The 24,503-nt window shown below is 58.6% G+C and carries 20 protein-coding genes; 6 read left to right on the top strand and 14 right to left on the bottom strand.

The annotated features are described in order from the left end of the window. The 9 genes from AC1RL4_RS27040 to AC1RL4_RS27000 all read right to left on the bottom strand — a co-directional run. A partial coding sequence (locus AC1RL4_RS27040) for a calcium-binding protein (protein WP_493120548.1) occupies positions 1–530 on the bottom strand: 530 nt, incomplete at its 3' end. Positions 531–587: 57 nt separating this feature from the next. After that, the gene (locus tag AC1RL4_RS27035; protein ID WP_230174705.1) at positions 588–1,898 is read right to left on the bottom strand and encodes an HlyD family type I secretion periplasmic adaptor subunit; all 1,311 of its coding nucleotides are present in this window, start codon (positions 1,896–1,898) and stop codon (positions 588–590) included. Further along, positions 1,898–3,637 (bottom strand): type I secretion system permease/ATPase, encoded by a 1,740-nt coding sequence (locus AC1RL4_RS27030; RefSeq protein ID WP_019582909.1) that lies wholly within the window; start codon positions 3,635–3,637, stop codon positions 1,898–1,900. Before AC1RL4_RS27030 ends, AC1RL4_RS27035 begins: the two co-directional genes overlap by 1 nt. Positions 3,638–3,869: 232 nt before the next feature. After that, entirely contained in the window at positions 3,870–5,183 is a 1,314-nt protein-coding gene (flgE, locus tag AC1RL4_RS27025) for a flagellar hook protein FlgE (protein ID WP_019582908.1), read from the bottom strand. A 31-nt stretch (positions 5,184–5,214) separates the two neighbouring features. After that, positions 5,215–5,937, bottom strand: a complete 723-nt coding sequence (flgD, locus tag AC1RL4_RS27020) for a flagellar hook assembly protein FlgD (protein ID WP_019582907.1) — start codon at positions 5,935–5,937, stop codon at positions 5,215–5,217. 16 nt (positions 5,938–5,953) lie between these two features. Beyond that, on the bottom strand, positions 5,954–6,397 hold the full coding sequence (flgC, locus tag AC1RL4_RS27015; RefSeq protein ID WP_007937507.1) for a flagellar basal body rod protein FlgC: 444 nt from the start codon (positions 6,395–6,397) through the stop codon (positions 5,954–5,956). 3 nt (positions 6,398–6,400) lie between these two features. Next, positions 6,401–6,808, bottom strand: a complete 408-nt coding sequence (gene flgB / locus AC1RL4_RS27010) for a flagellar basal body rod protein FlgB (RefSeq protein WP_007937506.1) — start codon at positions 6,806–6,808, stop codon at positions 6,401–6,403. A gap of 265 nt (positions 6,809–7,073) precedes the next feature. After that, positions 7,074–7,901 carry a protein-glutamate O-methyltransferase CheR gene (gene cheR, locus AC1RL4_RS27005; RefSeq protein WP_026286437.1) on the bottom strand — a complete coding sequence of 276 codons (828 nt, stop codon included), beginning with the start codon at positions 7,899–7,901 and terminating at the stop codon, positions 7,074–7,076. A 46-nt stretch (positions 7,902–7,947) separates the two neighbouring features. Then, positions 7,948–8,880 carry a chemotaxis protein CheV gene (locus AC1RL4_RS27000; protein ID WP_019650363.1) on the bottom strand — a complete coding sequence of 311 codons (933 nt, stop codon included), beginning with the start codon at positions 8,878–8,880 and terminating at the stop codon, positions 7,948–7,950. Between the two features lie 81 nt (positions 8,881–8,961). On the opposite strand from AC1RL4_RS27000, the gene flgA reads away from it, so the two are divergent. The 4 genes from flgA to AC1RL4_RS26980 all read left to right on the top strand — a co-directional run bounded on the left by flgA (position 8,962) and on the right by AC1RL4_RS26980 (position 11,568). Continuing rightward, on the top strand, positions 8,962–9,723 hold the full coding sequence (gene flgA / locus AC1RL4_RS26995) for a flagellar basal body P-ring formation chaperone FlgA (protein WP_026286438.1): 762 nt from the start codon (positions 8,962–8,964) through the stop codon (positions 9,721–9,723). Between the two features lie 167 nt (positions 9,724–9,890). Beyond that, entirely contained in the window at positions 9,891–10,217 is a 327-nt protein-coding gene (flgM, locus tag AC1RL4_RS26990; RefSeq protein ID WP_018926323.1) for a flagellar biosynthesis anti-sigma factor FlgM, read from the top strand. Between the two features lie 48 nt (positions 10,218–10,265). Next, positions 10,266–10,733, top strand: a complete 468-nt coding sequence (locus tag AC1RL4_RS26985; protein ID WP_018926324.1) for a flagella synthesis protein FlgN — start codon at positions 10,266–10,268, stop codon at positions 10,731–10,733. A gap of 88 nt (positions 10,734–10,821) precedes the next feature. After that, on the top strand, positions 10,822–11,568 hold the full coding sequence (locus tag AC1RL4_RS26980; RefSeq protein WP_230174709.1) for a flagellar brake protein: 747 nt from the start codon (positions 10,822–10,824) through the stop codon (positions 11,566–11,568). A gap of 63 nt (positions 11,569–11,631) precedes the next feature. Here the strand turns inward: AC1RL4_RS26980 and AC1RL4_RS26975 are convergent, their stop codons facing one another. The 4 genes from AC1RL4_RS26975 to AC1RL4_RS26960 form a co-directional block, all read right to left on the bottom strand. Continuing rightward, positions 11,632–13,014, bottom strand: a complete 1,383-nt coding sequence (locus AC1RL4_RS26975) for an MFS transporter (RefSeq protein ID WP_230174711.1) — start codon at positions 13,012–13,014, stop codon at positions 11,632–11,634. Positions 13,015–13,084: 70 nt separating this feature from the next. Then, positions 13,085–14,326: a glutamine synthetase family protein gene (locus AC1RL4_RS26970; protein ID WP_172901243.1), complete on the bottom strand. Its 1,242-nt coding sequence runs from the start codon at positions 14,324–14,326 to the stop codon at positions 13,085–13,087. 221 nt (positions 14,327–14,547) lie between these two features. Continuing rightward, complete coding sequence (locus tag AC1RL4_RS26965; protein WP_204125621.1) at positions 14,548–15,240, bottom strand: sensor histidine kinase; 693 nt, start codon at positions 15,238–15,240, stop codon at positions 14,548–14,550. After that, a complete protein-coding gene (locus AC1RL4_RS26960; protein WP_019582899.1) occupies positions 15,237–16,841 on the bottom strand; it encodes a tetratricopeptide repeat-containing response regulator in 1,605 nt (534 codons plus the stop codon). Before AC1RL4_RS26960 ends, AC1RL4_RS26965 begins: the two co-directional genes overlap by 4 nt. Positions 16,842–17,221: 380 nt before the next feature. Here AC1RL4_RS26960 and AC1RL4_RS26955 point away from each other — a divergent pair, with 380 nt between their 5' ends. Next, positions 17,222–21,370, top strand: a complete 4,149-nt coding sequence (locus tag AC1RL4_RS26955) for a CheR family methyltransferase (protein WP_230174713.1) — start codon at positions 17,222–17,224, stop codon at positions 21,368–21,370. A 1-nt stretch (position 21,371) separates the two neighbouring features. Here AC1RL4_RS26955 and AC1RL4_RS26950 read toward each other — a convergent pair whose 3' ends face one another. Next, the gene (locus AC1RL4_RS26950) at positions 21,372–21,911 is read right to left on the bottom strand and encodes a hypothetical protein (RefSeq protein WP_230174716.1); all 540 of its coding nucleotides are present in this window, start codon (positions 21,909–21,911) and stop codon (positions 21,372–21,374) included. Between the two features lie 739 nt (positions 21,912–22,650). Between AC1RL4_RS26950 and AC1RL4_RS26945 the strand changes: the two genes are divergently transcribed. Beyond that, on the top strand, positions 22,651–24,503 hold a 1,853-nt coding region (locus AC1RL4_RS26945; protein WP_493120540.1), incomplete at its 3' end, for a VCBS domain-containing protein.

The raw sequence follows: 24,503 nt of genomic DNA, 5'->3' as shown, positions 1-24,503 counted from the left end.
CCGCCGGTGATGATGTTGTCGCTGGCGTTACCGGTACCGATGAAATTGCCGGTGCCGACAAAGGTCAGGCGCTCGACGTTGGTGGCCAGTACCTGGGTGTTGAGCTGGGTACGCATTTCGTCGTCACCGCCGCCGGCCTGCTCGACCACCGTCGCGCCCTGGTTGGTGATGACGTACACATCGTTGCCGGCGCCACCTTCCAGGATATGGATCGGGTTGTAGCCAGTCAGCGTGTCGTTGAACGCCGAGCCCACTACCCGCTCGATACCTAGGTAGGTATCGCCTTGGGCATCACCGCCGGTGCCCTTTCCAGTGAGCAAATCCACGTTAACTGCGGACGTCGAGTTCACATAGGAAACAGTGTCAGTACCCGCACCGCCATTCAACACATCGGCACCCGCACCACCATCCAGCAAATCATTTCCTGCCCCGCCATCCAGCGAGTCATTACCTGCGAACCCATAGAGCTCATCAGCCACCGAAGTACCTATCAGAGTATCCGTACCCGATGTTCCATTAATCACTGCCATTTTTTCTTCCTTGCCGTTTTGATAAATCGGTAGCCAACACAACACTTCAGCTGAGCATCACCCTTCCCGGAATGCCCGCTGAGCATGATCACTGATTGGTTTGAGCAAATAAGAAATGACGCTTCTGGCGCCGGTCTTGATCATCGACTCCACCGGCATGCCCGGCACCAGGGCCAGCCCTTGAAGCTTTGTCAGTTCGCTCTGAGGAATTCTGATGCCCGCGCGGTAGAAGCCAACACCCGTGCGTTCGTCCTGTATTAGATCCGCCGAGAGGCGAACCACGGTGCCGCTCAACTCGGGAGTGGTGCTGCGATTGAAAGCACTCAGGCGCAACGTGGCGTCCTGACCGAGAGACACCTGATCAATGTCCTGCGCACTGATCTTCGCCTCCACCAACAACTCATCATCAGCCGGCACGATCTGCATCAAGCCTTCAGCCGGGGAAATCACCCCGCCCACGGTGTGCACGGCCAATTGCTGTACCCGCCCGGCAATGGGCGAGGTGATGTCGATTCGCTTGAGCTGATCATTGGCGCTGATTTCACGCTCGATCAGCTCGCCCTGGCGTGCGAGCAAGTCGCGCAATTCCTCTGAGACTTCACTGCGAAAGGTCTGATCGACTTGAAGCCGCTGCAGCTCGGTTTCGGCGATCTTGCCCCGCGCTTCTGCAATGGAGGCCATCAGTTGTCCGCGTTCACCGCGCAGTCGGGCGATGCCACGAGCCAGGGCATTAACCCGATCCAGAGTCATCAGGCCTTTGTCGAAGAGCTTTTTGACCGCTTGATATTCCTTGTCGATCAGTTCGATTTCTTCGGACTTGGTTTTCTGCTGGATGTCGTGGCCGACGATGGTTTCGTTGAGTTGCTGAACCCGTTCGCGCAATTGCTTCTTCTGGCCTTCGCGGGACGCACGCCGGTCCAGGAACAATTGTTGTTCGCTGGCCATGACCACGCGCGCCTGATCGGTACTCATGCGTGCGAGCAGTTCTTTCGGCACTGCCACTTCACTGACATTGTCGCGTTCGGCTTCCAGGCGCGCCTGGCGTGCCCACGCTTGATTCAACGACTTGCTCACGATGGCCTGACTGGCCGCTTGCAAGGTGGCATCGAGGCGCAGCAAGACATCTCCCGCCGCTACCTGCTGGCCTTCCTTGACCAGTAACTCGGCGACTACACCGCCGGTGGGGTGCTGGATCTTTTTGACGCTTCCTTCCACTGCGAGGGTGCCGGTGGCAATCACCGCACCGGACAGGTTGGTGCAGATCGCCCAGGTCAGACCGCCGCCGAGCAATACCACCAGCGAGATCACACCCAGGCGCAAGTGGCGGGCCAGCGAATGGCTCAAGGTACTTTCTTGATCGTTATGCATCAGTTGGATACTCCCATTTCCACGACATTGGTTGTGGGCCGGGAGGCCGGTGGCGCGGGTTTTCTCAGCACGGATTCTTTAGACCCGAAGGCAACCTGGGCGCCGTTTTCCAGAATCAGCACTTGATCGATCACTGACAGGATGTTGGTGCGATGGGCGATGACCACAACAATGCCGCCTCGTGCCTTGACCGCCAGGATCGCCCTGGCCAGCGCATGCTCGCCTTCGGCATCGAGATTGGAATTGGGCTCGTCGAGCACCACCAGAAATGGGTCGCCGAACAACGCTCGTGCCAGGGCAACGCGTTGCCGCTGGCCGGCGGACAGATTGACGCCGCCCTCACCGACCTGGGTTTCGTAGCCCTGGGGTAATTGCAGAATCAACTCGTGAACACCCGCCAGTTGGGCGGCGGCAACAATCGCACTGTCCGCTGCCGATGGGTCCAGCCGTGCGATGTTCTGGGCGACAGTGCCGGTGAACAGGCCCACGCTTTGTGGAAGGTAACCAATCAGCTTACCTCGAGCCTGGTCCGTCAACAGATCGAGGGGCGCGCCATCGAGCCGCACATGTCCGCGCGCGGGGCGCCAGGCATTCACCAGAACGCGGGCTAATGAAGACTTGCCCGAGGCACTCGGCCCCACCACGCCGACAGCCATGCCAGCCGCCACGGTGAAATTGACGTTTTGCAGCGTCAGCCGCTGGCCACCAGGAGGCGCGGCGAAAACCCCTTCCACCTGCAAATTACGATGAGCCGCCGGCAGTTCAGTCTTGCTCTGCTGATCGGGAAACAGGCTGAAGACTTCCAGCAGTTTCTTCCAGGCGATGTGCGCGCCCAGCAAGCTGCGCCAGGTGGCAATGACTTGCTCGGCAGGCGCCAGCGTACGGGCGACGATGATTGAAGCGGCGACCATCGTGCCGCCGCTCAGATCACCTTTGATCACCAGATAAGCACCAAGGGCCAGCGATCCCGACTGCACGGCCAGACGCAGGTTTTTCGAGATACCACCAAAAAAACTGCCAATGTCCACCGAGCGTCTCTGCAAGGTCGTGTACGTGCTGTGGTGGTTTTGCCAAATGGTCGACGCATTGTCGACCATGCCCATGGCTGCCAGCGCTTCGGCGTTCTGGTGGGACTGTTGACCGTGATGATTGCGTTTGTTCAACGCTTCGGCCGAGGCCTGCATCAACTTGCGGGTTTGTCGGTCGGTCATGATCGTCAAGGCGATCAGGACAATCACCAGCGCAGTGGTCAACCAGCCGAACGACGGGTGGATATAGAAACAGACGGCCAGATAGACCGGCATCCACGGCAAATCGAAGAAAGCCACTAACCCTGGCCCACCGATGAAGCCACGGATCTGATCCAGCTCTTGCGCCGGTTTCAAGGCATCCCCGGTAATCGGCGTTTTCAACGAGGCGCCGGAAATGACGCTGAAGACTCTGGACGATAACGCCAGATCGAGGGACGAAGCGATTCTGACCATGACCCGGGAACGCACGATGTCCAACAGACCGGACAACGCATAGACACCAAGCACCAGCAGCCCCAGGGCGACCAGCGTCGGGATACTTTGGCTGGGAATGACCCGGTCATAGACTTCCAGCATGAACACCGGGCCGATCAGCGCCAGAATATTGATCACCCCGGAAAACACTGCCGCGCCGATCAAACCCTGACGCAATACCGATTTCAGTTGCAGCGCCACGACAGGCGCACTGACGGCTTTATGACTTTTCACTGGTGTTCCATCCCTAGGGTTTTGCATGGCTTCCATGTCGCCGAACGCGTGTTCTGGCTTTATGACGCAGGCCGAAAGAAAACTTGACGCGTATCGACCCGCGCTCGCCGAGAGTGCAAGTTCCGCACCAGACAGACCCGACGAACGGTAGAAACCTGCTCGACCGCTTTTCTATCGGGCATAAAAAAACCGACGCCTTGCGGCATCGGCTTTTAAGAGCTATCGAATCACATCAGGTCATCTGAATGATGGTCTGCATGATGGTGCTCTGGGTGGAGATGGTCTTGGCGTTCGCCTGGTAGTTGCTCTGCGCCTTGATCAAATCAACCAGTTCGTTGGTCAGGTTGACGTTGGACTCTTCGAGCGAGTTGGACACGACTGAACCCAGGGTACCGGTCTTCGGCGCATCGACACCGGCAACGCCGGAAGCGAAGGTCTCTTTCCAACGTGTGCCGCCAATTGGCTGCAGGCCTTGCTCGTTGGCGAAGCTGGCCACCGCCACCTGGCCGATAGCCTTGGTTTGCTGGTTGCTGAAGTTCGCGGTCATAACACCGCTGGCGTCAATAGTCAGGCTGGAGATCTGGCCGGTGGCGTAGCCGTCCTGGTATTGGGCGGTACGGGCGGTTGGCGAGTTATAGGAAGAGACCTTAGTCATGGACACCGCAATACCGGCGGCCGCAGCATCAGCCCCGTTCAAGCCCCAGGTAACAGGTGTTGTATTGGCGTTTGTGATTGCCCCAGGTTTCCATCCCGTCATGGTCAGCGTGCCACCGACGTTAGCAAAACCAGCACTGCCGGTCAGGGTCTTGACCGTGCCGTCCGAGTTGAAAACGATGTCGGCAGTCAGCGGAGTCAGTGTGTTGTTAGCCGGATCGGATGGAGTACGGCCATCCATGTAGGTATACATTTTCCAGGTGTTAGTACCCGTCTTCACGTAGTACTGATCCATGGTGTGTTCGTTGCCCTGGCTGTCATAGACCTTGGTGGAAATGGTCTTGTTATAGCTGTTGGTATCCGTAGGGCTGAACGTAGCCACGGTCGGCGATAATTCCGACGAGTTGAGGTTAAGGGTTTGATCAATTCGGGTCGTCGGATTCGGCTTCAGGCTCGACGTATCGATCTTCAAGTCAGTCAATACACCGTTGACAATCTTGCCGTTGGCATCGACGCCATAACCCTGCAGTCGGTTGCCGTTGTTATCGACCACAAAGTTTTGAGCGTCGGTCTTGAACGCACCGGCACGGGTGTAGCTCAGGGAACCGTTGTCGCTGAGGATGAAGAAGCCGTTGCCCTGAATACCCATGTCCAGCACGTTGCCGGTGTTGTTCACATCACCCTGGCTGAACTGCTGGGAAACGTTGGCCAGGCGTACGCCGTTGCCGATGGTTTTGCTGCCGGTACCCAGGCGAGTGGCCGAGTACACGTCTTCGAATTCTGCACGGGACGATTTGAAACCGGTGGTCGCGACGTTGGCGATGTTGTTGCCGGTCACGTCCAGTTGTTTGTTGGCTGCATAGAGACCGCTAAGGCCGATATTGAAAGACATATTCCACTCCTTTGTGCCGTGTTAGTCGGCTCTATAGACCAATGGTTTGCACTTTGGACAGGGCAACGCTGCCCAGGCCTGCCAGGTTCAGCATCAACTCACCGCCGGTCTGGCTGATGGTCACGCTGTTGACCGTTGCCGGCAGGTAAGTAATCAGTGAGGTGTTCGTGCCATCGATGGTGGTCGTGGCGCCGAAGGTGTAAGTACCCGCCGGTGCCACCGCTCCCGAACTATCCTTGCCGTCCCAAATGAAGCTGGCATTGCCGGCGCTTTGACTGCCCAGGTCGAGGGTGCGGATGACCGTGCCTGCCGAGTTGGTGATCTTGACGGTGGCTGCGGAAACCGATGTCGGCACCACGACGGTACCGTTGAGGCTCTTGGAGGTATCAACCACCGCTTTGTCGGTCTGCGCGATGACCGAGCGGCCCACCAGCGAAGAAGCCTGCAAGGCTTGCGAGGAGTTGTAGTTGCCGGCAATACCGCTGACGGTGTCGTTCAGCGTGGTGATGCCTTCCAGACTACTGAACTGCGCCAACTGGGCTACGAACGCGCTGTTGTCCTGAGGATCGAGCGGGTTCTGGTTTTTCAGCTGGGTGACCAGCAGTTGCAGGAACGCATCCTTGCCCAATGCCTTGCTGCCGGTGGCACTGCTGGTCGCCGCGGAAAGACCATCACTGGTGGTCGTGGTCTTGACCGAAGAGTTGGCCAGGACATCCTTGATGCTTACGCCGCTGGTGGTATCGGTAACACTCATCGAAAGTCGCCCCTTATCACTGACCGAGGGTCAGGACCTTCTGCATCATGGTTTTGGCGGTGTTCATCATTTCTGCGTTGGTCTGGAACGAACGGCTTGCGGAAATCATGTCGGCCATTTCTTCGACGACGTTGACGTTCGGGTAGTAGACGTAGCCCTTGGCATCAGCGGCCGGATGGTTCGGCTCGTAGCGCGCTTCAAGGTTGCTCTGGTCTTCGACCACGCCCAGCACTTGCACGCCTTGACCGGCCGCGTCCTGGTTCTGGAACAGCGAATCGCTGCCGCCGCTCTGGCCGCCCTGGAACATGGTGGCGAACACCGGGTGACGGGCGCGGTAGGTCTGGTCGATGCTCGACGAAACGGTCTCGGCGTTGGCGATGTTACTGGCAACGGTGTTCAGGCGAGTGGTCTGGGCACTCATGCCGCTACCGGCAATGTTGAAAACACTGGACAGGGACATGAATTACTCTCCGCGCAGGGCTGACACCAGCCCTTTGAATTTACTGTTGAGCAGGGTGAAGCTGGCCTGGAAGTTGACCGCGTTTTCCGCGTAGTTCGACTGTTCCAGTTGGGCGTCCACGGTGTTCTGGTCGATCGACGGTTGCATCGGCGTGCGATACATCAGCGACTCGTCGCCATTGCCCAGGCCTTCAGCTTCGATGTGACGGCTGTTGGTCATGCTCAAGGCGAACTTGCCGTTTTTGGTTTTCTCGTTCTGCTCGGCGAGCACTTTCGAGAAGTCCAGATCCCGAGCCTTGTAGTTCGGGGTGTCGGCGTTGGCGATGTTGTTGGCCAGGACTTCGGCACGCTGAGCGCGGAAGCCCAGGGCTTGTTCGTGGATACCGAGCGCTTTATCGAAGCTGATGCTCATGTCGGGAAACCTTCGGGTGACCTGATTTTTCGTAACGTGAACATAGCAAGCGGCGTGCCAATTCAAAAAACCCCGTAAACCGGGGCTTTGCGGGCAGTGGTGAGGCGGCAATGCCAGAAAAGCGGCAACCGATTTCCGCCGCCTGCCGCTTTTCTGCCGCTTCTCACCATCCAAAGAACACCACTTGACCCTGTGGGAGCGTGGTGTCACAGGCATAAAAAAACGGGAGCCCCAATGGACTCCCGTTTTTTATGCCGTCAACGAATCACTTCGCCTGGTAAATGATCCCCGGGCTGCACTGGACCATCTGGTAATGGTCCGGCAAACCGTTCAGCGCTTCGGACGCGCCAAGGAACAGATAACCGCCCGGCTTGAGCGTGCTGTGAATGCGCAACAGGATGTCTTTCTTCACCTCGGCGGAGAAGTAGATCAGCACGTTGCGGCAGAACACGATGTCGAACTTGCCCAGGCTCGCGTAGCTGTCCAGCAAGTTGAACGAGCGAAACTCCACCCGACTCTTGATTGGTGCCTTGATGGCCCAGCGCCCCGGCCCCTTGGGGTCGAAGTAACGCTGAAGGCGCTCGGGCGACAGACCGCGACCGATGGCCAGGCTGTCGTATTCGCCGGTCTTGCAGTTGGTCAGCATGCTGCCGGACAGGTCGGTGGCAACGATCTGCACGCCCATCTTCAACTGGCCCATGTTGACCCGTTCGAACTCATCGATGGACATCGACAGCGAATATGGTTCCTGACCCGACGAACACGCCGCCGACCAGATCCGCAGGCGCTGACCGGGGCTGGCCTTGATCGCTTCAGGCAATACCTTGTTCTTCAAGACTTCAAACGGATAGGTGTCACGAAACCACAGGGTTTCGTTGGTGGTCATGGCATCCACCACCATCTCGCGCAAACCGCTGCGCGGCTGGGTCTGGATGCGCTGAACCAGCTCACCCAACGATTTGATGCCCTGCTGTTCCATCAGTTTGTTGAGACGGCTCGAGACCAGATATTGCTTGTTTTCACCGAGCAAAATGCCACAGGCTTTTTCCAGGAATACCCGGAACTGTTCGAAATCCAAATTACCCGTAGACAAAGATACCGCCTCTTAAATCGTGTTGACCGCCAGGGGCAGAAGGCCTCTAGCTGTTATCTGCTGCTTTGATCCGGTCGACTACCCGGGATGCCAGGTCATCAGGACGGAACTTGGCCAGGAAGTCATCGGCACCGACCTTCTTGACCATCGCCTGATTGAACACACCCGACAACGAAGTATGCAGGATGATATGGAGCTTTTGCATGCGCGGGTCGTTGCGGATCTCGGCCGTCAGGGTGTACCCGTCCATCTCCGGCATCTCGATGTCGGAGATCATCATCAGGAACTCTTCTTCCGGCTTCTTGCCCTCGTCGACCAGCTTGCGCAGGTAATCCAGCGCTTGCCGACCATCGTTCAACGCCACCACTTCGACACCGATCGTTTGCAGGCAACGGGTCACCTGCTTGCGCGCCACCGACGAGTCGTCGACCGTCAATACGCGCAAAGAGAGCGCCTTGTGCTGGGTTTCAACATCAACCACGCCCACCGAAATCGCTTCCGGCGTCGGCGCCACTTCCGCCAGCACCTTCTCGACGTCGATGATTTCGACTAACTGGTTGTCGACCCGAGTCACAGCCGTCAGGTAGTGATCGCGCCCCGTGCCCTTGGGTGGCGGATGAATCTCCTCCCAGTTCATGTTGACGATGCGCTCCACCGACCGAACCAGGAAACCCTGGGTCTTGGTGTTGTACTCCGTGATGATCACGAAGGGATTGCTCTGGTCCAGCAACCGACCGGCACCGGTCGCCATCGCCAGATCCAGGATCGGAATGGTTGCCCCCCGAATATTCGCCACACCGCACACGACAGGACTGGACTTGGGCATCAGGGTCAGCTTGGGGCATTGCAGCACCTCGCGAACCTTGAACACGTTGATCCCATACAGCTGCTGGCCGTCGAGACGGAACAACAACAGCTCAAGGCGATTCTGCCCTACCAGTTGCGTGCGCTGGTTCACCGAATCCATTACACCAGCCATGCCCAGACTCCTACACCAACGCTAAGTGTGTTGCGACGCACATTCATCACGAAACGGCACGGCGCTTGCTTTTTAACTCTTATGAACACAGAACCGACATTTTTCCGACACCTGACATCAACCTGCCGCAGATTGCTCTGCGCGATGTCGGCCGCTTGCCTGTTCAACGCTGGCAGCCCTGCCCTTGCTGATACGGTTACCTTGCCTGACATGCTTATCGGCGTCACCCAGGGCTTTCTTGAATTCACCGTAGAGGACTATCTGGCCACCAGTCAAACGCAAGGTCGCTACGAAATCCAGGTCAACCAGCTCGATCCGCGCCTGCGCATGCCTATGTGCGACAAGGAATTGACAGCCACCCTCGAGAGCCCGGCAAGGCCTCTGGGACGGGTCACGGTCAAGGTTCGCTGCGAGGGCGCCTCGCCCTGGACGGTCTTCGTGCCCGCTCAAGTGAAGCTGTTTCGCGACATTGTGACGACCACTCGTCCGCTCAAGCGCACAGGGATTATCGAACCTCAGGACGTAACTCTGCGCGAGCGTGATATCAGCCTGATAAATCAAGGGTTTCTGACTTCCGTCGATCAGGCGATCGGGCAAAAACTTACCCGACCAATGGTCGCCGATCAGATCATTACGCTGGTGCATCTCGAACAGGCGGAAGTGGTTCGCAAGGGCGACCAGGTGGTGATTACCGCCCGCAGTGGTACGCTCAGTGTGCGCATGCCGGGTGAAGCGCTGTCCAACGGCGGCCTGAGCGAACAGATTCGCGTGAAGAACCTTAACTCCCAGCGGGTCATCAAGGCGCAAGTCACCGCGCCCGGCCAGGTGGAAGTGGCCATGTAAGGGCTCTGTGTTTGTGAAGTGATGGCGCACCGCCTGGCGGTTGCCTAAACTGTGCCGCATGCAGGGCATGCGCTGGCGCATGCAAGCTCATTGATAAATGGGCCTAAAGTTTTTCGGGGAATCGCCGAAAACATGGCAAGCGTCCAAATATCCAGAGGTTTTTTGTCATGGTCATCGATTTCAGTCGTTTAAACAGCTCCTCGTCACTTACGGGCAGTACGCGTACCAGCACCGCTAAGGAAACCGCCGAAGCCGGCCAATCCACGCCGCTGAATACCCCGGCCGAACAGGCCAGTACCACCAAAAGCGGGGAATCGGTACACCTCAGCAATGAGGCTCAACAGTTGCAGAAGGTCACTGACAAGCTGCGCGATCAGCCTGCCGTCGACAACGCCCGCGTGGCCGAGTTGAAAGCAGCGATTGCCGATGGCAGCTATAAAGTCGACAGCAACCGTGTAGCCAGCAAACTGCTCAACTTCGAAGCCCAGCGCTAGGCCACGGCCCGCGCCAGGCTTTTGGACGCTTAAAACCCAAGGCCAGCCATGCACGACACTCACTTACTGCAACTGATCATCGACGACTTTGCCCCGGCGCAACAACTGCTGGAGCTACTGCAAACCGAGTCCCTCGCCTTGCACGGTCGCGACATGCCACTGCTCGAAGAAATTCTGGCGCATAAACAGGCATTGATCATTCTGCTCGAACAGCATGGCCGCAAGCGCAGTGAAATCCTCGCCAGCCTCAACCTGCCAACCAACCGCCAGGGCCTGGAGCAACTCGCCAGCCAGTCGAGCATTGGCGAACGGTTGCTGGGACAGAGCGATGTGCTGACCGACCTTCTGGCCCAGTGCCAGGCCGCCAATGCCAACAATGGCCAGTCAATTCTGGTGCAGCAGGCCGCCACGGCCAACCAGCTGAAAATCCTCACCGGCGGCGAGCCGCCAGCGCTCTACGATGCCCGCGGATCAACCTCCAAGCTCGCCAAGCCACGCCCGCTCAGTCAGGCTTAAGCCTTTCAATGAGCACGCCCTATCAAGACGCGAAACATGCTGGCAGAATGCCGGCCAGTAGTCATATTTGTCTGGAGATTGATACCTCGTGTCCAATGCCTTAAGCGCGGAAGATGCTCCGCAGCCACCCAAGGTGCTCACCACGCCCCTGGAAATCTCCGGCAACCTGCGTCAGCTGCAAGACAGCCATGACCCGCTGATCATCACGTTCCACGAGCGCAGCCAGCGCTTCCAGAGTTATCTGGTGGACGTCGACCGTGACAGCAAGATGATCGCCCTGGACGAAATGATCCCGCGCGACGGCGAACGCTTTCTGCTGGCCGGCGAACCGTTCAAGGTCGAAGGCTTCCACGACGGCGTGCGCATCGCCTGGGAAAGCAATGGCCCGCTGACTATCGACGAGTCCGGTGATGGCCGCTGCTACCGTGGCGCGCTGCCCGATGAGGTGGTTTACCACCAGCGCCGCAATGCTTTCCGCGCTGCGTTGAAGCTGGCACAACTGGTCAATGTCGAGCTGGGCGGTGAGAAACTCAAGTCGCCCCTCGGCGGCAAACTGTTGGACATCTCCGCCACCGGCTGCAAGTTGCGCTTCGAAGGCGACATTACCGCCAAGCTGCAATTGGGCCAGGTCTACGACCGCTTCATCGCCGCCCTGCCCTTTGGCAGCATGACGGCACCGGTCGAACTGCGTTACCTGCACTTTGAAGAAAAGATCAACACTACCTTCGCCGGCGTGCGTTTTCACAACATGAGCGGCCTGGTACAGCGGCAAGTCGAGCGGTTCGTCTATCAGCTGCAACGTGAAGCGCGGCGCTTCGATAAAGACGATTTCTGATACGCCCCGCCAATAAAAAACGGGCAGTCCCTTACGGTGACTGCCCGTTTTTTTATGCCTTGATCACGGCCGCGCTTCGGTAAAACTTTGCTCGCGACCTGCGTCCGGGTCTTCTGAATCCGAAACTGGTTCAGGTTCTGGTTCGGGCCCGGCATCCGGATTGACATCAGCCTCCGGGTTGACCGGATTCTGCATCTGATCCTGCACCACCTGCTCATCGACGCGCGGGTCAAGGCAAGCCACCAGTGGCGAACTCGTCATGCTGTCCGGCATGGCCACGTGATGCAGCGGAGCATCGTCCACCTGATGCAGATTGGTGACTGCTTTCGGGCGGATTCGCCACACCAGCACCAAGGCAAAAAAACTGAAAAAGGCATAAAGCATCTGGCTGCCGAACAGCTTCATCAATACCCCGGCCACCAATGGTCCGACACTCGCGCCGACACCGTAAGTCACCAGCAACATGGCCGTCAGCGACACCCGGCGATCACCCTCGACGTGGTCGTTGGAGAACGCCACCGCCAGCGGGTACAGACAGAACTGCACCAACGAGCAGAGGAACCCGGCGATGAACAGCACCTCCAGTTGCACCTGCGGCATGATCGCCAGCGGCAATGCTGCCAGTGCCAGGCTAAACGCAAAACTGCGGATCAATACCGCCCGGTCATAACGATCCGATAGCCATCCCAACGGCCACTGCACCACCAGGCCTGCAAAAATGCAGGTGCCCATGAACAGACCGACCTGCTCGGTGGACAATCCTTGCTGGGAGGCATACAGAGGCGCCAGGCCGTAGAACGAACCGACGATCAATCCCGCCCCCAACACCGTGCTCAGTGACTGCGGCACGCGTTTGATGAAGAAGCGCGGCTCCATCGGCGCCGGGTGCAAAGGTGCCGGGTGAATCCGCCGGGTCAGGGCCACCGGCACCAGACACAGGGCAAAACACAGTGCGACCAGCATCAGCAGTTCCAGGCCCAGGCCCGGGTGCATGACCAAAATCAGCTGCCCCAACACCAGCCCCAGGTACGAAGCGATCATGTAGCCGCTGAACACCACGCCACGCTGCTTGGCTTCTGCCTGCTCATTGAGCCAGCTTTCGATCACCATGTACTGGCACATCATGCCCAGGCCAACAATCACCCGCAGGAACAGCCACGCGGGCAGCCAATCGACCAGGCCATGGCCCAGCACCGCCGCGCCGACGATCCCGGCGCAGGCTGAATAAGCTCGAATATGCCCGACCCGGGCAATCAGCCGATGGCCGATCTTGCCGCCCAGCACCAGGCCGAAATAGTTGGCCGCCATCAATGCGCCGACCCACAGGCTGTCGACCTTATCGGCCGCCAGGCGCAGGGCCAGGTAAGTACTCAACAGGCCCGAGCCGATCAACATCATCAGCGAGGCGAAATAAAGTCCTCGAAAGGATTTCAGGATTTGGCGCATTGGCGTTCCGAGCGGCTCCTTGCAGTGAGTATCGGGCTATCGACAACGATAGCCCGATGGCGACAGGTCGTCAGGCCTGGGCTGCTAGAACACGCCGTTCCCAGGGAGTAATTTCATCGAGGAAGCTGGTCAACTCCAGGGTCTTCGAAGCGATGTAGCCTTCGATGAACTCCTTGCCGAACAGTTCCTTCGCCAATTGGCTACGTTTCAGACGTTCAAGTGCGGCATGCAAGGTACACGGCAACGCAAGATTATCCGGCACCACGAACTCGCCCCGGGCCGCTTCGCTCGGTTCCAGTTTGTTTTCGATGCCATACAGCCCCGACGCCAGGCTCGCGGCGATCGCCAGATACGGGTTGGCATCAGCCCCCGGCAAGCGGTTTTCGACCCGACGAGCGACCGGTGAACTGGCTGGAATGCGCAGGCCGGCCGCGCGGTTGTCGTGGGACCAGCAGGCATTATTGGGCGATGCAAAAGGATGGCACAGGCGCTGATAAGAGTTCACGTTCGGCGCAAACAGCGCGGTGAAATCCGCAAGGCCAGCTTGCTGACCACCGATGAAATGACGGAAGGTCGCGGTCGGCTCGCCAGCCTCGTCGCTGAACACGTTACGCCCGGTGCCGATCTCGACGACGCTCTGGTGAATATGCATCGAACTGCCCGGCGTGTGAGCCAACGGCTTGGCCATGCAGACCACGGTCAGGCCATGCTTGAGCGCGACTTCCTTGAGCAGATGCTTGAACAGCAAGGTCTGGTCGGCCAGCAGCAGCGGATCGCCATGCAGCAGGTTGATCTCGAACTGGCTGACGCCCATCTCGTGCATGAAGGTATCGCGGGGTAAGCCCAGCGCCGCCATGCCTGCGTAGACTTCAGTGAAGAACGGCCGCAAGCCGTTATTGGAGCTGATGCTGAATGCCGAATGACCGTCCTCGCGACGACCGTCCAGGCCCACTGGCGGCTGGAAGGGTTGCGTCGGGTCAGGGTTGGGTGCGAACACAAAGAATTCCAGCTCGGTCGCCACGACTGGCGCCAGACCGAGGGCGGCGTAGCGAGCGATCACCGCCTTGAGTTGGCCGCGAGTCGACAGGTGCGAGCTCTCGCCAGTCAGTTCCTGCGCATCGCATATGGCCAGTGCCCGAGGGTGCGAACTCCAAGGCAAGCGGTGAAGCTGCGCCGGATCAGGCACCAGCGCCAGGTCACCATCATCGCTGCCGTAAAAATGCGCCGGCGGATAGCCGCCCATGATGCATTGCAGCAGCACTCCCCGCGCCATCTGCAAACGCCGCCCCTCAAGAAATCCTTCGGCGGTCATCACCTTGCCGCGGGGTACGCCGTTCAGGTCCGGCGTAATACATTCAATCTCATCAATGCCCGTCAATCGCTGCGCGAGTGAACGATGGCCATCGGTTGTCATGACGCAATCCTTGTTGTTATACGAGCCGCGAACGGCGACCCGTACAAAATAGGCTCCAGCTGTTCGGAATATCAAGCAGCGTCAAACAAAAAGGCGCAATCCTGTGAGGAACGTGTCGTTCAGGGGAGATAGAGGCTGAACACGCCGCCACCCAATGGGCCGCCGTTACTGATTTCGGTACGTCCGCCCACGCCATTGCGCTGGTGCAAGGCGGCAATCCGCCCGGCGAAGTACAGGCCCAGGCCGGTACTGCCACTGCTGTGGTTGATGCCCTGCACATAGTCAGCCTGACGCTCGATCATCTCGGGTGGATAACCCTCGCCATCGTCGTTGATGGTCAGCACCAATTGCCCGGCTTCATCGCTGACGCTGATCAACAAGGCATGCCGGGCGTAGCGGATGGCGTTGTTGATGCTGTTGGCGAGCACCGAGGCAATCAGCTCCCGATCGAAGAAACCCAGCGGGCTTAACGGGTCCACTTCATAGGTCGCGATAATGCCGCGGCTGGCGAACACTTCTTGATGAGCCGCCAGTTGCGCCTCAATGAAGTCATCCAGCTCATGGTAGGCCGGCTGCAACGGCATCTGGTTGACGCCCAGCTTGTACAGCCCCAGCAACTGCACCAGCATGCCATTGAGGTGGGCGAACTCGAAGTCGATGACGCCCTGCTCCGGGGTCTGCCGCTCGGGATCAGGCAAGCGCGCCAGCCATTGACTGTGGGCCTGCATCAGCATCGCCAGAGAGTTCTTCATGTCGTGCACGGTGGAGGCAATCACCGTGGAGAAGTCGAGTGACGGTTCGCTGTCGATCATTCGCCGAACGCCTTGATTTTCAGTTTCTGGTAGCGCGGATAACGCGCATCGGTATCGGGCATCAGGCCGACCGTTTTCAGGCAGGCCCGGCACTCTTCCAGCTCAGCCGACGGCACGCTGGTGTCGGTGCCATGCAGCAGCGACTGCGCCATGTTCAGGGCAATACTGATGTTCTTCGGTTGCAGCGCCAGGGCTTTGCGGAACACTTCCCGGGCTTCCACCAGATTGCCGGTCTTGTACACCCGCACGCCCTGACGGTTGAGGTCGGCGGCGGCGTTGCCCGAGTTGAGGATGGTCGGGTCGTCGGTCAGCTTGGCGATACCCTTCATCACGGTCGGATCGTCGCCGTAGATTTCCGCACAGTTTTTCAACATCGAAGCACCGGCACTCGCCTGCCCCAGCATTTGCAACTGCTTGGCCACCAGCAGCGCCGCTTCAGCGCTCATGAACTGTTCCATGCCATCGAGGCGCATCATCGCTTGCTCGGTGAGCTTCTCGGCGGTTTCGGCATCGTTGAGCAGCAGGCTGGTGGCCTTCATCAGACGCGCGCGAATCTGCAGGCCTGGGTCGGAAGGATTCTCCTTCGCCACCGCACTCAGCGTCGTGTTGATTTCCAGGCGGGTTCGAGTGTCCAGGCCCTTTTCCGCACCTTTGCTGATCAAGGCATGGGCCAGGCCGAGGTTGCTTTCCGCGTCCTTGAAGCGTGACTGCGCCCCTTGGTTAACGGCCTGGCGATAGGCTTTGGAGGCGGTGTCAAAATCTTCGTTGGCCATTGCCAATTTGCCCAGCAACGCTTGCCGGCGCACCGCCAGCGGCGACAGGCGAATTGCCTCTTCCAACACTTTCTGCGCCGCTTTGGTGTCGCCTTCGGCGACCAGCACATCGGCCATGCCATCGTAGAGGGCCGGCATCATCGGGAAGACTTTCAAGGCTTTTTCGTAAATGCCCTTGGCCTGGCTGACCTGCCCACGCTTAAACAGCAATTGGCCCAATCCGGCAAACGCCCAGGGCAAAGGCCGATCCGCAATGATGCTGTCGTAAAGACGCTCCAGCGCTTCGTTCTGGTTCAAGTCGCGCAACGCATCGGCGCGGTAACGCAGGCACAGCGGCGAATAACGAATGTCCTGTTTGCACAGGGCGATGCAGGCATTGAGCACTTCAACCGGTTTGCCCCGGTCAAGCGCTTGCAGGATCGGTTTGAGCAAGGTCTTGCGCTGTTCCAGTCGCTCCAGGCGCTGGGCCAGGCCAGAGCGGTTGAACGGTTTGGTCAGGTAAGCGTCGGGCTCATGCTCCAGTGCGCTAAGCACCATGGCCTGGCTGGTTTCGGCGGTGACCATGACAAACACACTTTCATGGCTGATCAGCTTCTCGATCATCAGGTCTTCGAGCACCTGCTGACCGTTTTTCTTGCCATCGCCCAGGTGGAAATCCTGCAGGATGAAGTCGTAGGACTTCTGCGAGCACATGCGCAGCGCCTGCTCACCGGTATCAGCGGTGTCGACGTCCTTGACGCCCAGCTCCCGCAGCATGGACCTGACGGAACTGCGGAAATCCGAGAAATCATCGACGATCAAAAAGCTTTTTTGGTGATACGACAGCATCGAAGATTTCCAGGCAATTTAAGGAAGAACAACCTAAAGGCAATGGCTGCGAGTTCAGCTTCGCGGCCTTTCGGGCGCGCAGATGATAGCGAGAGGCCATTGGCTATCAAGCAATTTCGCACAATCACGTGATGAGCTTTACCGGCCGCCAGCGATGAAATCACAACGGCTTGTCGCGTTATCGGCAAGTAGTCGCGTTCCCTTGAAGCAACGGAAGTGCAATCGCTCGTTTTACTGCCAAAAGATCATACGGCTGCACATGGACGCGCTAAATATTTGAAGGCGTTATTGAAAAACGGGATTATCCTGATTTATTGGAGCACGCTAATTATTGTCCGCTTGAACTCAATACGTTCTAAATCGCCGGTAAAGGCCAGGAAATGACCACCACCCCCAAGCACTCGGCCATGGCTCTCGAGCGAAAGGCCCTGACCCCCAGCACCCTGGACTTTCCGGTGGTGGGTATTGGCGCGTCGGCGGGCGGGCTGCAATCTATAAAGCTGTTTTTCGAGAACATGCCTCAAGACAACGGCATGGCATTTGTGATCATTTTGCACCTGTCACCCGACCACCAAAGCGTCGCAGACAAGATCATCCAGGAATCGACCCGGATGCCGGTTCTGCAGGTCACCGAAACCGTACCGATCGAGAAAAACCGGGTCTATGTCATCCCGCCGGCGCGGCGACTGCTGATGAATGGCAATAACCTTGAGGTTGTTGAAAACGACCCACAACTGGGGCGCCACGCCTCGATCGATCTGTTCTTCCGCGATCTGGCTCAGGTGCACCGCGAGCGCGCCTTCTGCCTGGTGCTTTCGGGCAGCGGTTCCGACGGCGCGGTCGGCCTGTCACGCATCAAGGAACAGGGCGGCATTACTCTGGCCCAGGTGCCGGAAGACGCCGAATTCGACGGTATGCCCCGGGCGGCCATCGAGACCGGCATGGTCGATCTGGTGTTGCCCGTAGTAGAAATGCCGCAAAAGCTGCTGGACCTGTGGCACAACTCCCGGGAAATCAGCTTGCCTGCCGCCAACGATCCGGAACTGCAATCCTTCGCCTCGGTGTCCGAGCGTGACGCAGCACTCGCCGAACAAATGCTGCACGACATCCTGATCCTGTTGCGCACCGGCACCGGTCATGACTTCAAGCACTATAAACGCGCGACAGTATTGCGGCGGATCGAACGCCGGATGCAGGTCACGGCCCAGCCAGACCTGGGAGCTTATTACCGCTACCTGCTAAGCAATCCCGAAGAAACCAAGGCGCTGCTGGGGGACATGCTGATCGGCGTGACCAATTTTTTCCGTGATCGTGAAGCCTTCGAAGCGCTGGAGCGCGATATCGTGCCGCAGCTGGTCGGTGCCGCGGTGTCGGCCCAGCCTGAGAAAGAAGAAATCCGGATCTGGTCGGCTGGCTGCTCCACCGGCGAAGAAGCCTACAGCCTGGCGATGCTGGTGAACGATCAGCTGCAACTGGAGGACAGCAAGGCCTCGTTGCAAATTTTCGCCACCGACATCGACGAGCGCGCCATCAGCTTCGGCCGGGCCGGTCTGTACCCGCAAGCCATCGTGACGGATGTACCGCCGACGCGGCTGCGGCACTACTTCATCAAGGAAGATGAGCACTATCGGATTCGCAAGGAAATCCGCGAGAAGGTGCTGTTCGCCAAACACAGCCTGCTGTCCGACCCACCCTTCTCGCAAATCGATCTGATCGTGTGCCGGAACCTGTTGATCTATCTGGATCGCGAAGTACAGCGCGAAATCCTGCAGATGTTCCACTTTGCATTACGGTCCGGCGGCTTCCTGTTCCTGGGGTCTTCCGAAAGCGCAGACGCTTGTCATGAGCTGTTTACGCCGGTGGACAAACGCAACCGGATCTTCCGTGCTAAAACCGGCACCGCCAGTAGCCGACGTACGCCGACCGTGCCGCGCGGTGGTTATGTGCGCTCCAATATTTCCCGGCAGGCGCCGCAAAACGTCGTGCAGCGCAAACTGTCGTTCGCCGACATCCACCAGCGCGCCCTCGAACGCTACGCCCCACCGAGCATGATCGTCGATACCAACGCCGATATCCTGCACATGAGCGAAAGTGCCGGGCGTTTCCTTCGACATGTGGGCGGTGAGCTGTCACGCAACCTGCTGACGCTGATCCTTCCGGAACTGCGCCTGGAAATCCGCACCACGCTGTTCCAGGTCCAGCAGAGTGGCCTGGCGGTAAAATCCCGCGAGGTGCCGGTCAAGCACGAAGAGCGGCGTTACAAGGTCAGCCTGGAGGCGCAGCCTTACAAGGATGAAGAGTCGGACGGCGAGTTCATCCTGGTGATTTTCGAGGAAGTCGAAGTCGATCCTGCGCAAGCGACGGCCACGCCCCTGCTGCAAACCGAAAGCCAGGTGCTGTCCAATCTTGAACGTGAACTGCAACGCACCAAACTGCACTTGCAGGACACCATCGAACAATCGGAAATTTCCAGTGAAGAACTGAAAGCTTCCAACGAAGAAATGCAGGCGATCAACGAAGAACTGCGCTCGGCCACCGAAGAGCTGGAAACCAGCAAGGAAGAGCTGCAATCGATCAACGAAGAGCTGCTGACGGTCAACTACGAGCTGAAAACCAAAGTCGAAGAAACCGACAAGATCAACGACTACCTGACCAACCTGATCGCCTCCACCGACATTGCCACGGTGTTTGTCGACCGCAGCATGCGGATCAAGTGGTTCACTCCGCGTGCCACCGATATTTTCAGTATGTTGCCGGTGGATACCGGCCGCTCCCTGCTCGACATCACGCATCGCCTGCACTACGACAACCTGGCGAGTGACGCGGCATCGGTGTTCGAATCATTGAACATGATCGAACGTGAAGTCAGCAGCACCGACAAGCACTGGTACATCGCCCGCCTGCTGCCCTATCGCTCCAGCGAAGACCGTATCGACGGCACCGTGCTGACGTTCATTGACATCACCAAACGCCGCGAGGCCGAAGAAGAACTGCGCCTGGGCGAAGAACGCATGCGTCTGGTGGCCGAAAGCACCCGCGACTACGCGATTATCACCCTTGATGAACAAGGCGTGATCACCACCTGGAACAAAGGCGCCGAGCTGATCTTCGGTTACAGCAAGACCGAGGCCGAAGGCGCTTACTACGACTTCATTTTTTCCGCCGAAGACCGCGCCTCCGGCGTGCCTGAAACCGAACTGCTGGGGGCTCGCACCCATGGCCGTTCCGAAGATGAACGCTGGCATCTACGCAAGGATGGCAGCCGTTTCTATTGCAGCGGCGAGGTGACCCAGCTCAACGGTGACAACCTTCACGGCTACGTGAAAATCGCCCGGGATCTGACCGGCCACAAACGCCAGCATGAAGAGCAGAGCCAACAACTGGCCGAGACGCTGAACACCAATTACCTCAAGGATGAGTTCTTCGCGGTCATGTCCCACGAACTCAAGCATCCTCTGAACCTGATCCAGCTCAACGCCGAACTGTTGCGGCGCTTGCCGGTGACCAAGTCGGTGGCGCCGGCCGCCAAAGCCGTCAACACCATCTGCGATGCTGTCAGCAGCCAGGCGCGGATCATCGACGACCTGTTGGATGTCGCACGCGTGCGCACCGGCAAGCTCAAGCTCAAACCGATCGCCGTGGATCTGGCCAGTGTGCTGCGCGATATTTACACCGTCGTCCTCAATGACCAGCACAGCACCACCGTCGAGCTGCATGTGCCTTCGGAGCCGTTGATGGTGCGCGCCGATCCGACGCGCCTGGAGCAGATCATCTGGAACCTGGTGAACAACGCACTGAAATTCACCCCGCCCGACGGCCGCGTGCAATTGATCGCCAGCCAGGCTGGGGACATGGCGCGGCTGGAAGTCAAGGACAATGGCACCGGCATCGCGGTCGAGAACCTCGAACACGTATTCGACCTGTTTGGCCAGGCTGAAACACAGCACGCCAACCACCAGCGCGAAGGGCTGGGCATCGGTTTGTCACTGGTGCGCCAATTGACCGAGGCCCAACATGGCACGGTTGAAGTGAGTTCGCCGGGGGCTGGGGAAGGCTGTACCTTCACTGTCTATTTGCCGCTGGCCAGTAGTGAAGGTAAAACTCAAGCCACAACGCCAACCGACGAGGTATCAGGAAAACTGAGCGGCCTGACGATTCTGCTGGTCGACGACTCTGCCGAGGTATTGGAAACCCTGAAAATGCTGCTGGAAATGGAGGACGCCGAAGTCGTTGCCTTCGATCGTCCATGGGATGCTCTGGACGCGGCAACCAACAGCCACTTCGACCTGATCATTTCGGATTTGGGCATGCCGGTCATGAACGGCCATGAACTGATGCAAGCATTACGTCAGTTGCCGCACATCAAGGATGTGCCGGCCATTGCCCTGACTGGCTATGGCGCTATCAGCGATATTAAAAAGGCTCGTCAATCGGGCTTTGACCAGTACATTGGAAAACCGGTGTCCTACGATGACCTGATCGCGACCATCGAGACCCTGCGACAGCACCGGGCATCAGGTTCTGAATAGCTCAGCGTAAATAGGCGCGTTGTACACAGACGCGCAGGTCAATCGCCTGCTTCAGTCGCTCCTTGTGGTCCGCCCAGACCCTGGGATCGACTTTGGGCGCGCGCATGAGGTTGAGCATGGCCGCTTTGGCGGCCAGGTATTCCGACCACGCATCTTCGCAGCTGAGCTTGAAACGCTCACGTTCGTTCATTTCCATCCGCCGCAGCGCCAGTACCGACTCATCGGTGATGACCGTGCCTAGCGTCAGTTGCACCCGATGAGGTGCAACGAACGCCTGCGTGCCCGCTACAATCTCCCCCGCTCGCAGCGCGCCCCACTTCAACACCGCGCATAAAGTCTCATCACTACCCCTGTCGTGAAACTCCTCACACAGCATGATCCCGTGGTTATCGTAAACACCGATGAACACCTGGGTGATCCCCTCACGACTCAGTCGTGCCCGCACTTCCACTTGCGTCCCGTCACCGAGCACTTCTTCATGGATGTGGTGAGGTAATCGGGGGTCGGTCCATAACCAGAACTGTGCACCTCTGTGTCGCATTGCTTGGCTCCTTGAGTGGAGTCAGAAGTAATACACAGCAATGACTGACTTTCCACGTAAGTCGTCAGGTGGTTCGAGCAAGAAAAAAAACGCCAGAGGAATGCTCTGACGGGCTTTTCTAACCGCTGACGCTGCAATTTTAGAGCGTCCTTGCACTGGAATTACGCAGCCAGCCCTTGCCGCATAAGGGTTTCAGCTCATTTGAGGCACACCACTATTGAGTGCCTGCGGGCACTTCGCCAAAAACAAATCGACATAATATTGACACCAAAACATCCATTTGTCGGAATATTGGCACATCGTACTGTTACCTGCGCTTAACACCTTTACAAAGCCTGACCCCACAACTAAACACCTATCAAACTGATATCAGGAAAGGCCGTATCCCTGAATCAGTGCTGTACCAAAATACGGCCTCATCCAGCCATTACTTCAGGAGTCCCTTCCCTATGGGTGCTCTCAGGATACTGCGCGCCACGCGCAGCGCAGCCTCAGGCGTGGGCCCACGTTCGCCCGACCGCTCCTGCGATTCGCTCCTCAAGTACGGCGAGTTTCTTCCCCCCCGCGAGACCAGCACCCCTCTGCCGGCAGCGCCTGTCCCGTCTAGCCCAGACGGTCGACGATGTCCGGTAGCCGCCCCGTACCGCTCCTGAACACTCTGAGCGGCGCAAGCACGGGACTTCGTCCTGTTAGCAGTCCCTGGCGATTCCAATAAAAAAAGCATTCTCGGGAGAAAGACATGGCTACCACCACCACGACCAGCGGCGGCACCGTTACTTCGTTTTCCAATACGCCGCAGGCGCAGGACGACGTTTTCACTACAGGTGTCATTGGCACGAGCAGCGCGAGCATCACCGAAGACCTGCTGGGGGTCGTGTACCTGGACGTCATGTCCAATGACCTGGGCGGTAACGCAAAGACACTCTGGTCACTTGATGATGGGACCAGTCTCTCTACTGCCACCAAGGTTTATGCCCCGGCCGACCTCCTGGTCCAGGACACGAGCAGAATCGAGGCGACGAGTAGCGATAGCAGCCTCAATGGGGCAAAGATCTGGATTACTTCTGATGGCAAGGTCGGCTACGACGCCGCTACATTGTCGACCGCGTTCAAGACGCAACTTCAGTCGCTTGCTGCCGGAGCGTCCCTGACAGACAGCTTTACGTATGCGATTCGTCTCGGCAATGGCACCCTCAGCTGGGCTACTGCACAAGTGCAATTTGCCGGCATGAATGACAGCGTGACGATGAACATCGGCGTGCAGGCCGGCACGGTCACCGAAGATGCGCCCACAACGCCGAGCACAACCGATTCGCTGAGCACGACGGGCACGATTGCGTTTAGCGATGTCGATTTGAGCGACACGCATACCGCCTCATTCGTGGCGGCGGGAGGCAATACCACAGCGCTGGGCAACTTCAGCCTGGCCTCTGTGGTTGAAGCGGCCAATGCGGCCAACGGCACCGTTAACTGGACTTACACCGTGAACAATGCGGCAGCCCAGTACCTGGCCCAAGGTCAGACAGCTACCGAAACCTATGTGGTCACCCTCAACGATGGGCATGGTTCGTCGACAACGCAAAATGTGATCATCACCATCACCGGTACCAACGACCAGGTGCACATTACCAGCGGCGCGCAGACAGGCGATGCCAAGGAAGACAGTGGCGACTACGCCGCCAACGGCAGCATCACCTTCACCGACGCCGACCTGATCGACACCCACAGCGTCACCGTCACACCGGGCGCTTCCGGCTATCTGGGCAGCTTCACCACAGATCCACTGCATGACAGCACCGGTACGGGCAGCGGCTCGCTGGGCTGGCACTTCACGGTAGACAACGCCGCCGTGCAGTTCCTGGGCGAAGGCCAGACCCTCACCCAGACTTATAACGTGGCGATCGGTGACGGCACGGTACAGACCGTGACCATTACCATCACCGGCACCAACGATCGGCCGACGCTGGCGATTGCCGACACCACCGGCGCCATGAGCGAAGGCAACGGTACGGCCACACTGAGCGACAGCGGCGCACTGAGCTTTGCCGATGTGGACAACATCGACGTGGTAACTGTGTCGCACACCTCCAACGGCAACATCGCCTGGAGCGGCGGCACGCTCGATGCGGGCGTGGCTTCGGCACTGGTCGCCGGCTTCTCGGTCGATCACAACAGTTGGGACTACAGCACCAGCCAGAACCTCGACTTCCTCGGCGCAGGTGAAACCGTCACCTTCTCGTACACGGTGGTCGCCACCGACAACAGCGGCGCGGCTAACGCTGCTTCGGCGACGCAGACCGTGACCATCACCATTACTGGCAGCAACGATGCGCCGGTGCTGAGCTTCGCATCGGGCAACGATGTTGGCGCCGTGCAGGAAGACACCATCCTCAGCGTCAGCGGCCAGTTCAGCTCGAGCGACATCGATCACAATGCCACCGCCACCTGGAGCATCGCCGGGTCCAATACCGGCACCTATGGCTCGATCGCCGTCGACGGCGCCGGTAAGTGGACGTACACCCTGGCCAACGGCACCGATGGCGTTGCCAGTGCGGTGCAATCGCTGAAGGTCGGCGAGACTCATAACGAAGT

Source organism: Pseudomonas sp. GW822-FHT07A10, assembly GCF_058798795.1.
Note: the sequence above shows the minus strand (reverse complement) of the source record. Positions and strands in the feature narration are given on the sequence as shown.

What these genes read in the sequence shown, in the direction of transcription:
- AC1RL4_RS26970 (WP_172901243.1), bottom strand. Translation starts at nt 14,326, where the DNA reads ATGACCGCCGAAGGATTTCTTGAGGGGCGGCGTTTGCAGATGGCGCGG.
- AC1RL4_RS26975 (WP_230174711.1), bottom strand. Translation starts at nt 13,014, where the DNA reads ATGCGCCAAATCCTGAAATCCTTTCGAGGACTTTATTTCGCCTCGCTG.
- AC1RL4_RS27000 (WP_019650363.1), bottom strand. Translation starts at nt 8,880, where the DNA reads ATGGCTGGTGTAATGGATTCGGTGAACCAGCGCACGCAACTGGTAGGG.
- flgB (WP_007937506.1), bottom strand. Translation starts at nt 6,808, where the DNA reads ATGAGCATCAGCTTCGATAAAGCGCTCGGTATCCACGAACAAGCCCTG.
- flgD (WP_019582907.1), bottom strand. Translation starts at nt 5,937, where the DNA reads ATGAGTGTTACCGATACCACCAGCGGCGTAAGCATCAAGGATGTCCTG.
- flgM (WP_018926323.1), top strand. Translation starts at nt 9,891, where the DNA reads ATGGTCATCGATTTCAGTCGTTTAAACAGCTCCTCGTCACTTACGGGC.
- AC1RL4_RS26950 (WP_230174716.1), bottom strand. Translation starts at nt 21,911, where the DNA reads ATGCGACACAGAGGTGCACAGTTCTGGTTATGGACCGACCCCCGATTA.
- AC1RL4_RS26960 (WP_019582899.1), bottom strand. Translation starts at nt 16,841, where the DNA reads ATGCTGTCGTATCACCAAAAAAGCTTTTTGATCGTCGATGATTTCTCG.
- AC1RL4_RS26955 (WP_230174713.1), top strand. Translation starts at nt 17,222, where the DNA reads ATGACCACCACCCCCAAGCACTCGGCCATGGCTCTCGAGCGAAAGGCC.
- flgC (WP_007937507.1), bottom strand. Translation starts at nt 6,397, where the DNA reads ATGTCCCTGTCCAGTGTTTTCAACATTGCCGGTAGCGGCATGAGTGCC.
- flgA (WP_026286438.1), top strand. Translation starts at nt 8,962, where the DNA reads ATGAACACAGAACCGACATTTTTCCGACACCTGACATCAACCTGCCGC.
- AC1RL4_RS26985 (WP_018926324.1), top strand. Translation starts at nt 10,266, where the DNA reads ATGCACGACACTCACTTACTGCAACTGATCATCGACGACTTTGCCCCG.
- flgE (WP_019582908.1), bottom strand. Translation starts at nt 5,183, where the DNA reads ATGTCTTTCAATATCGGCCTTAGCGGTCTCTATGCAGCCAACAAACAA.
- AC1RL4_RS27035 (WP_230174705.1), bottom strand. Translation starts at nt 1,898, where the DNA reads ATGCATAACGATCAAGAAAGTACCTTGAGCCATTCGCTGGCCCGCCAC.
- AC1RL4_RS26965 (WP_204125621.1), bottom strand. Translation starts at nt 15,240, where the DNA reads ATGATCGACAGCGAACCGTCACTCGACTTCTCCACGGTGATTGCCTCC.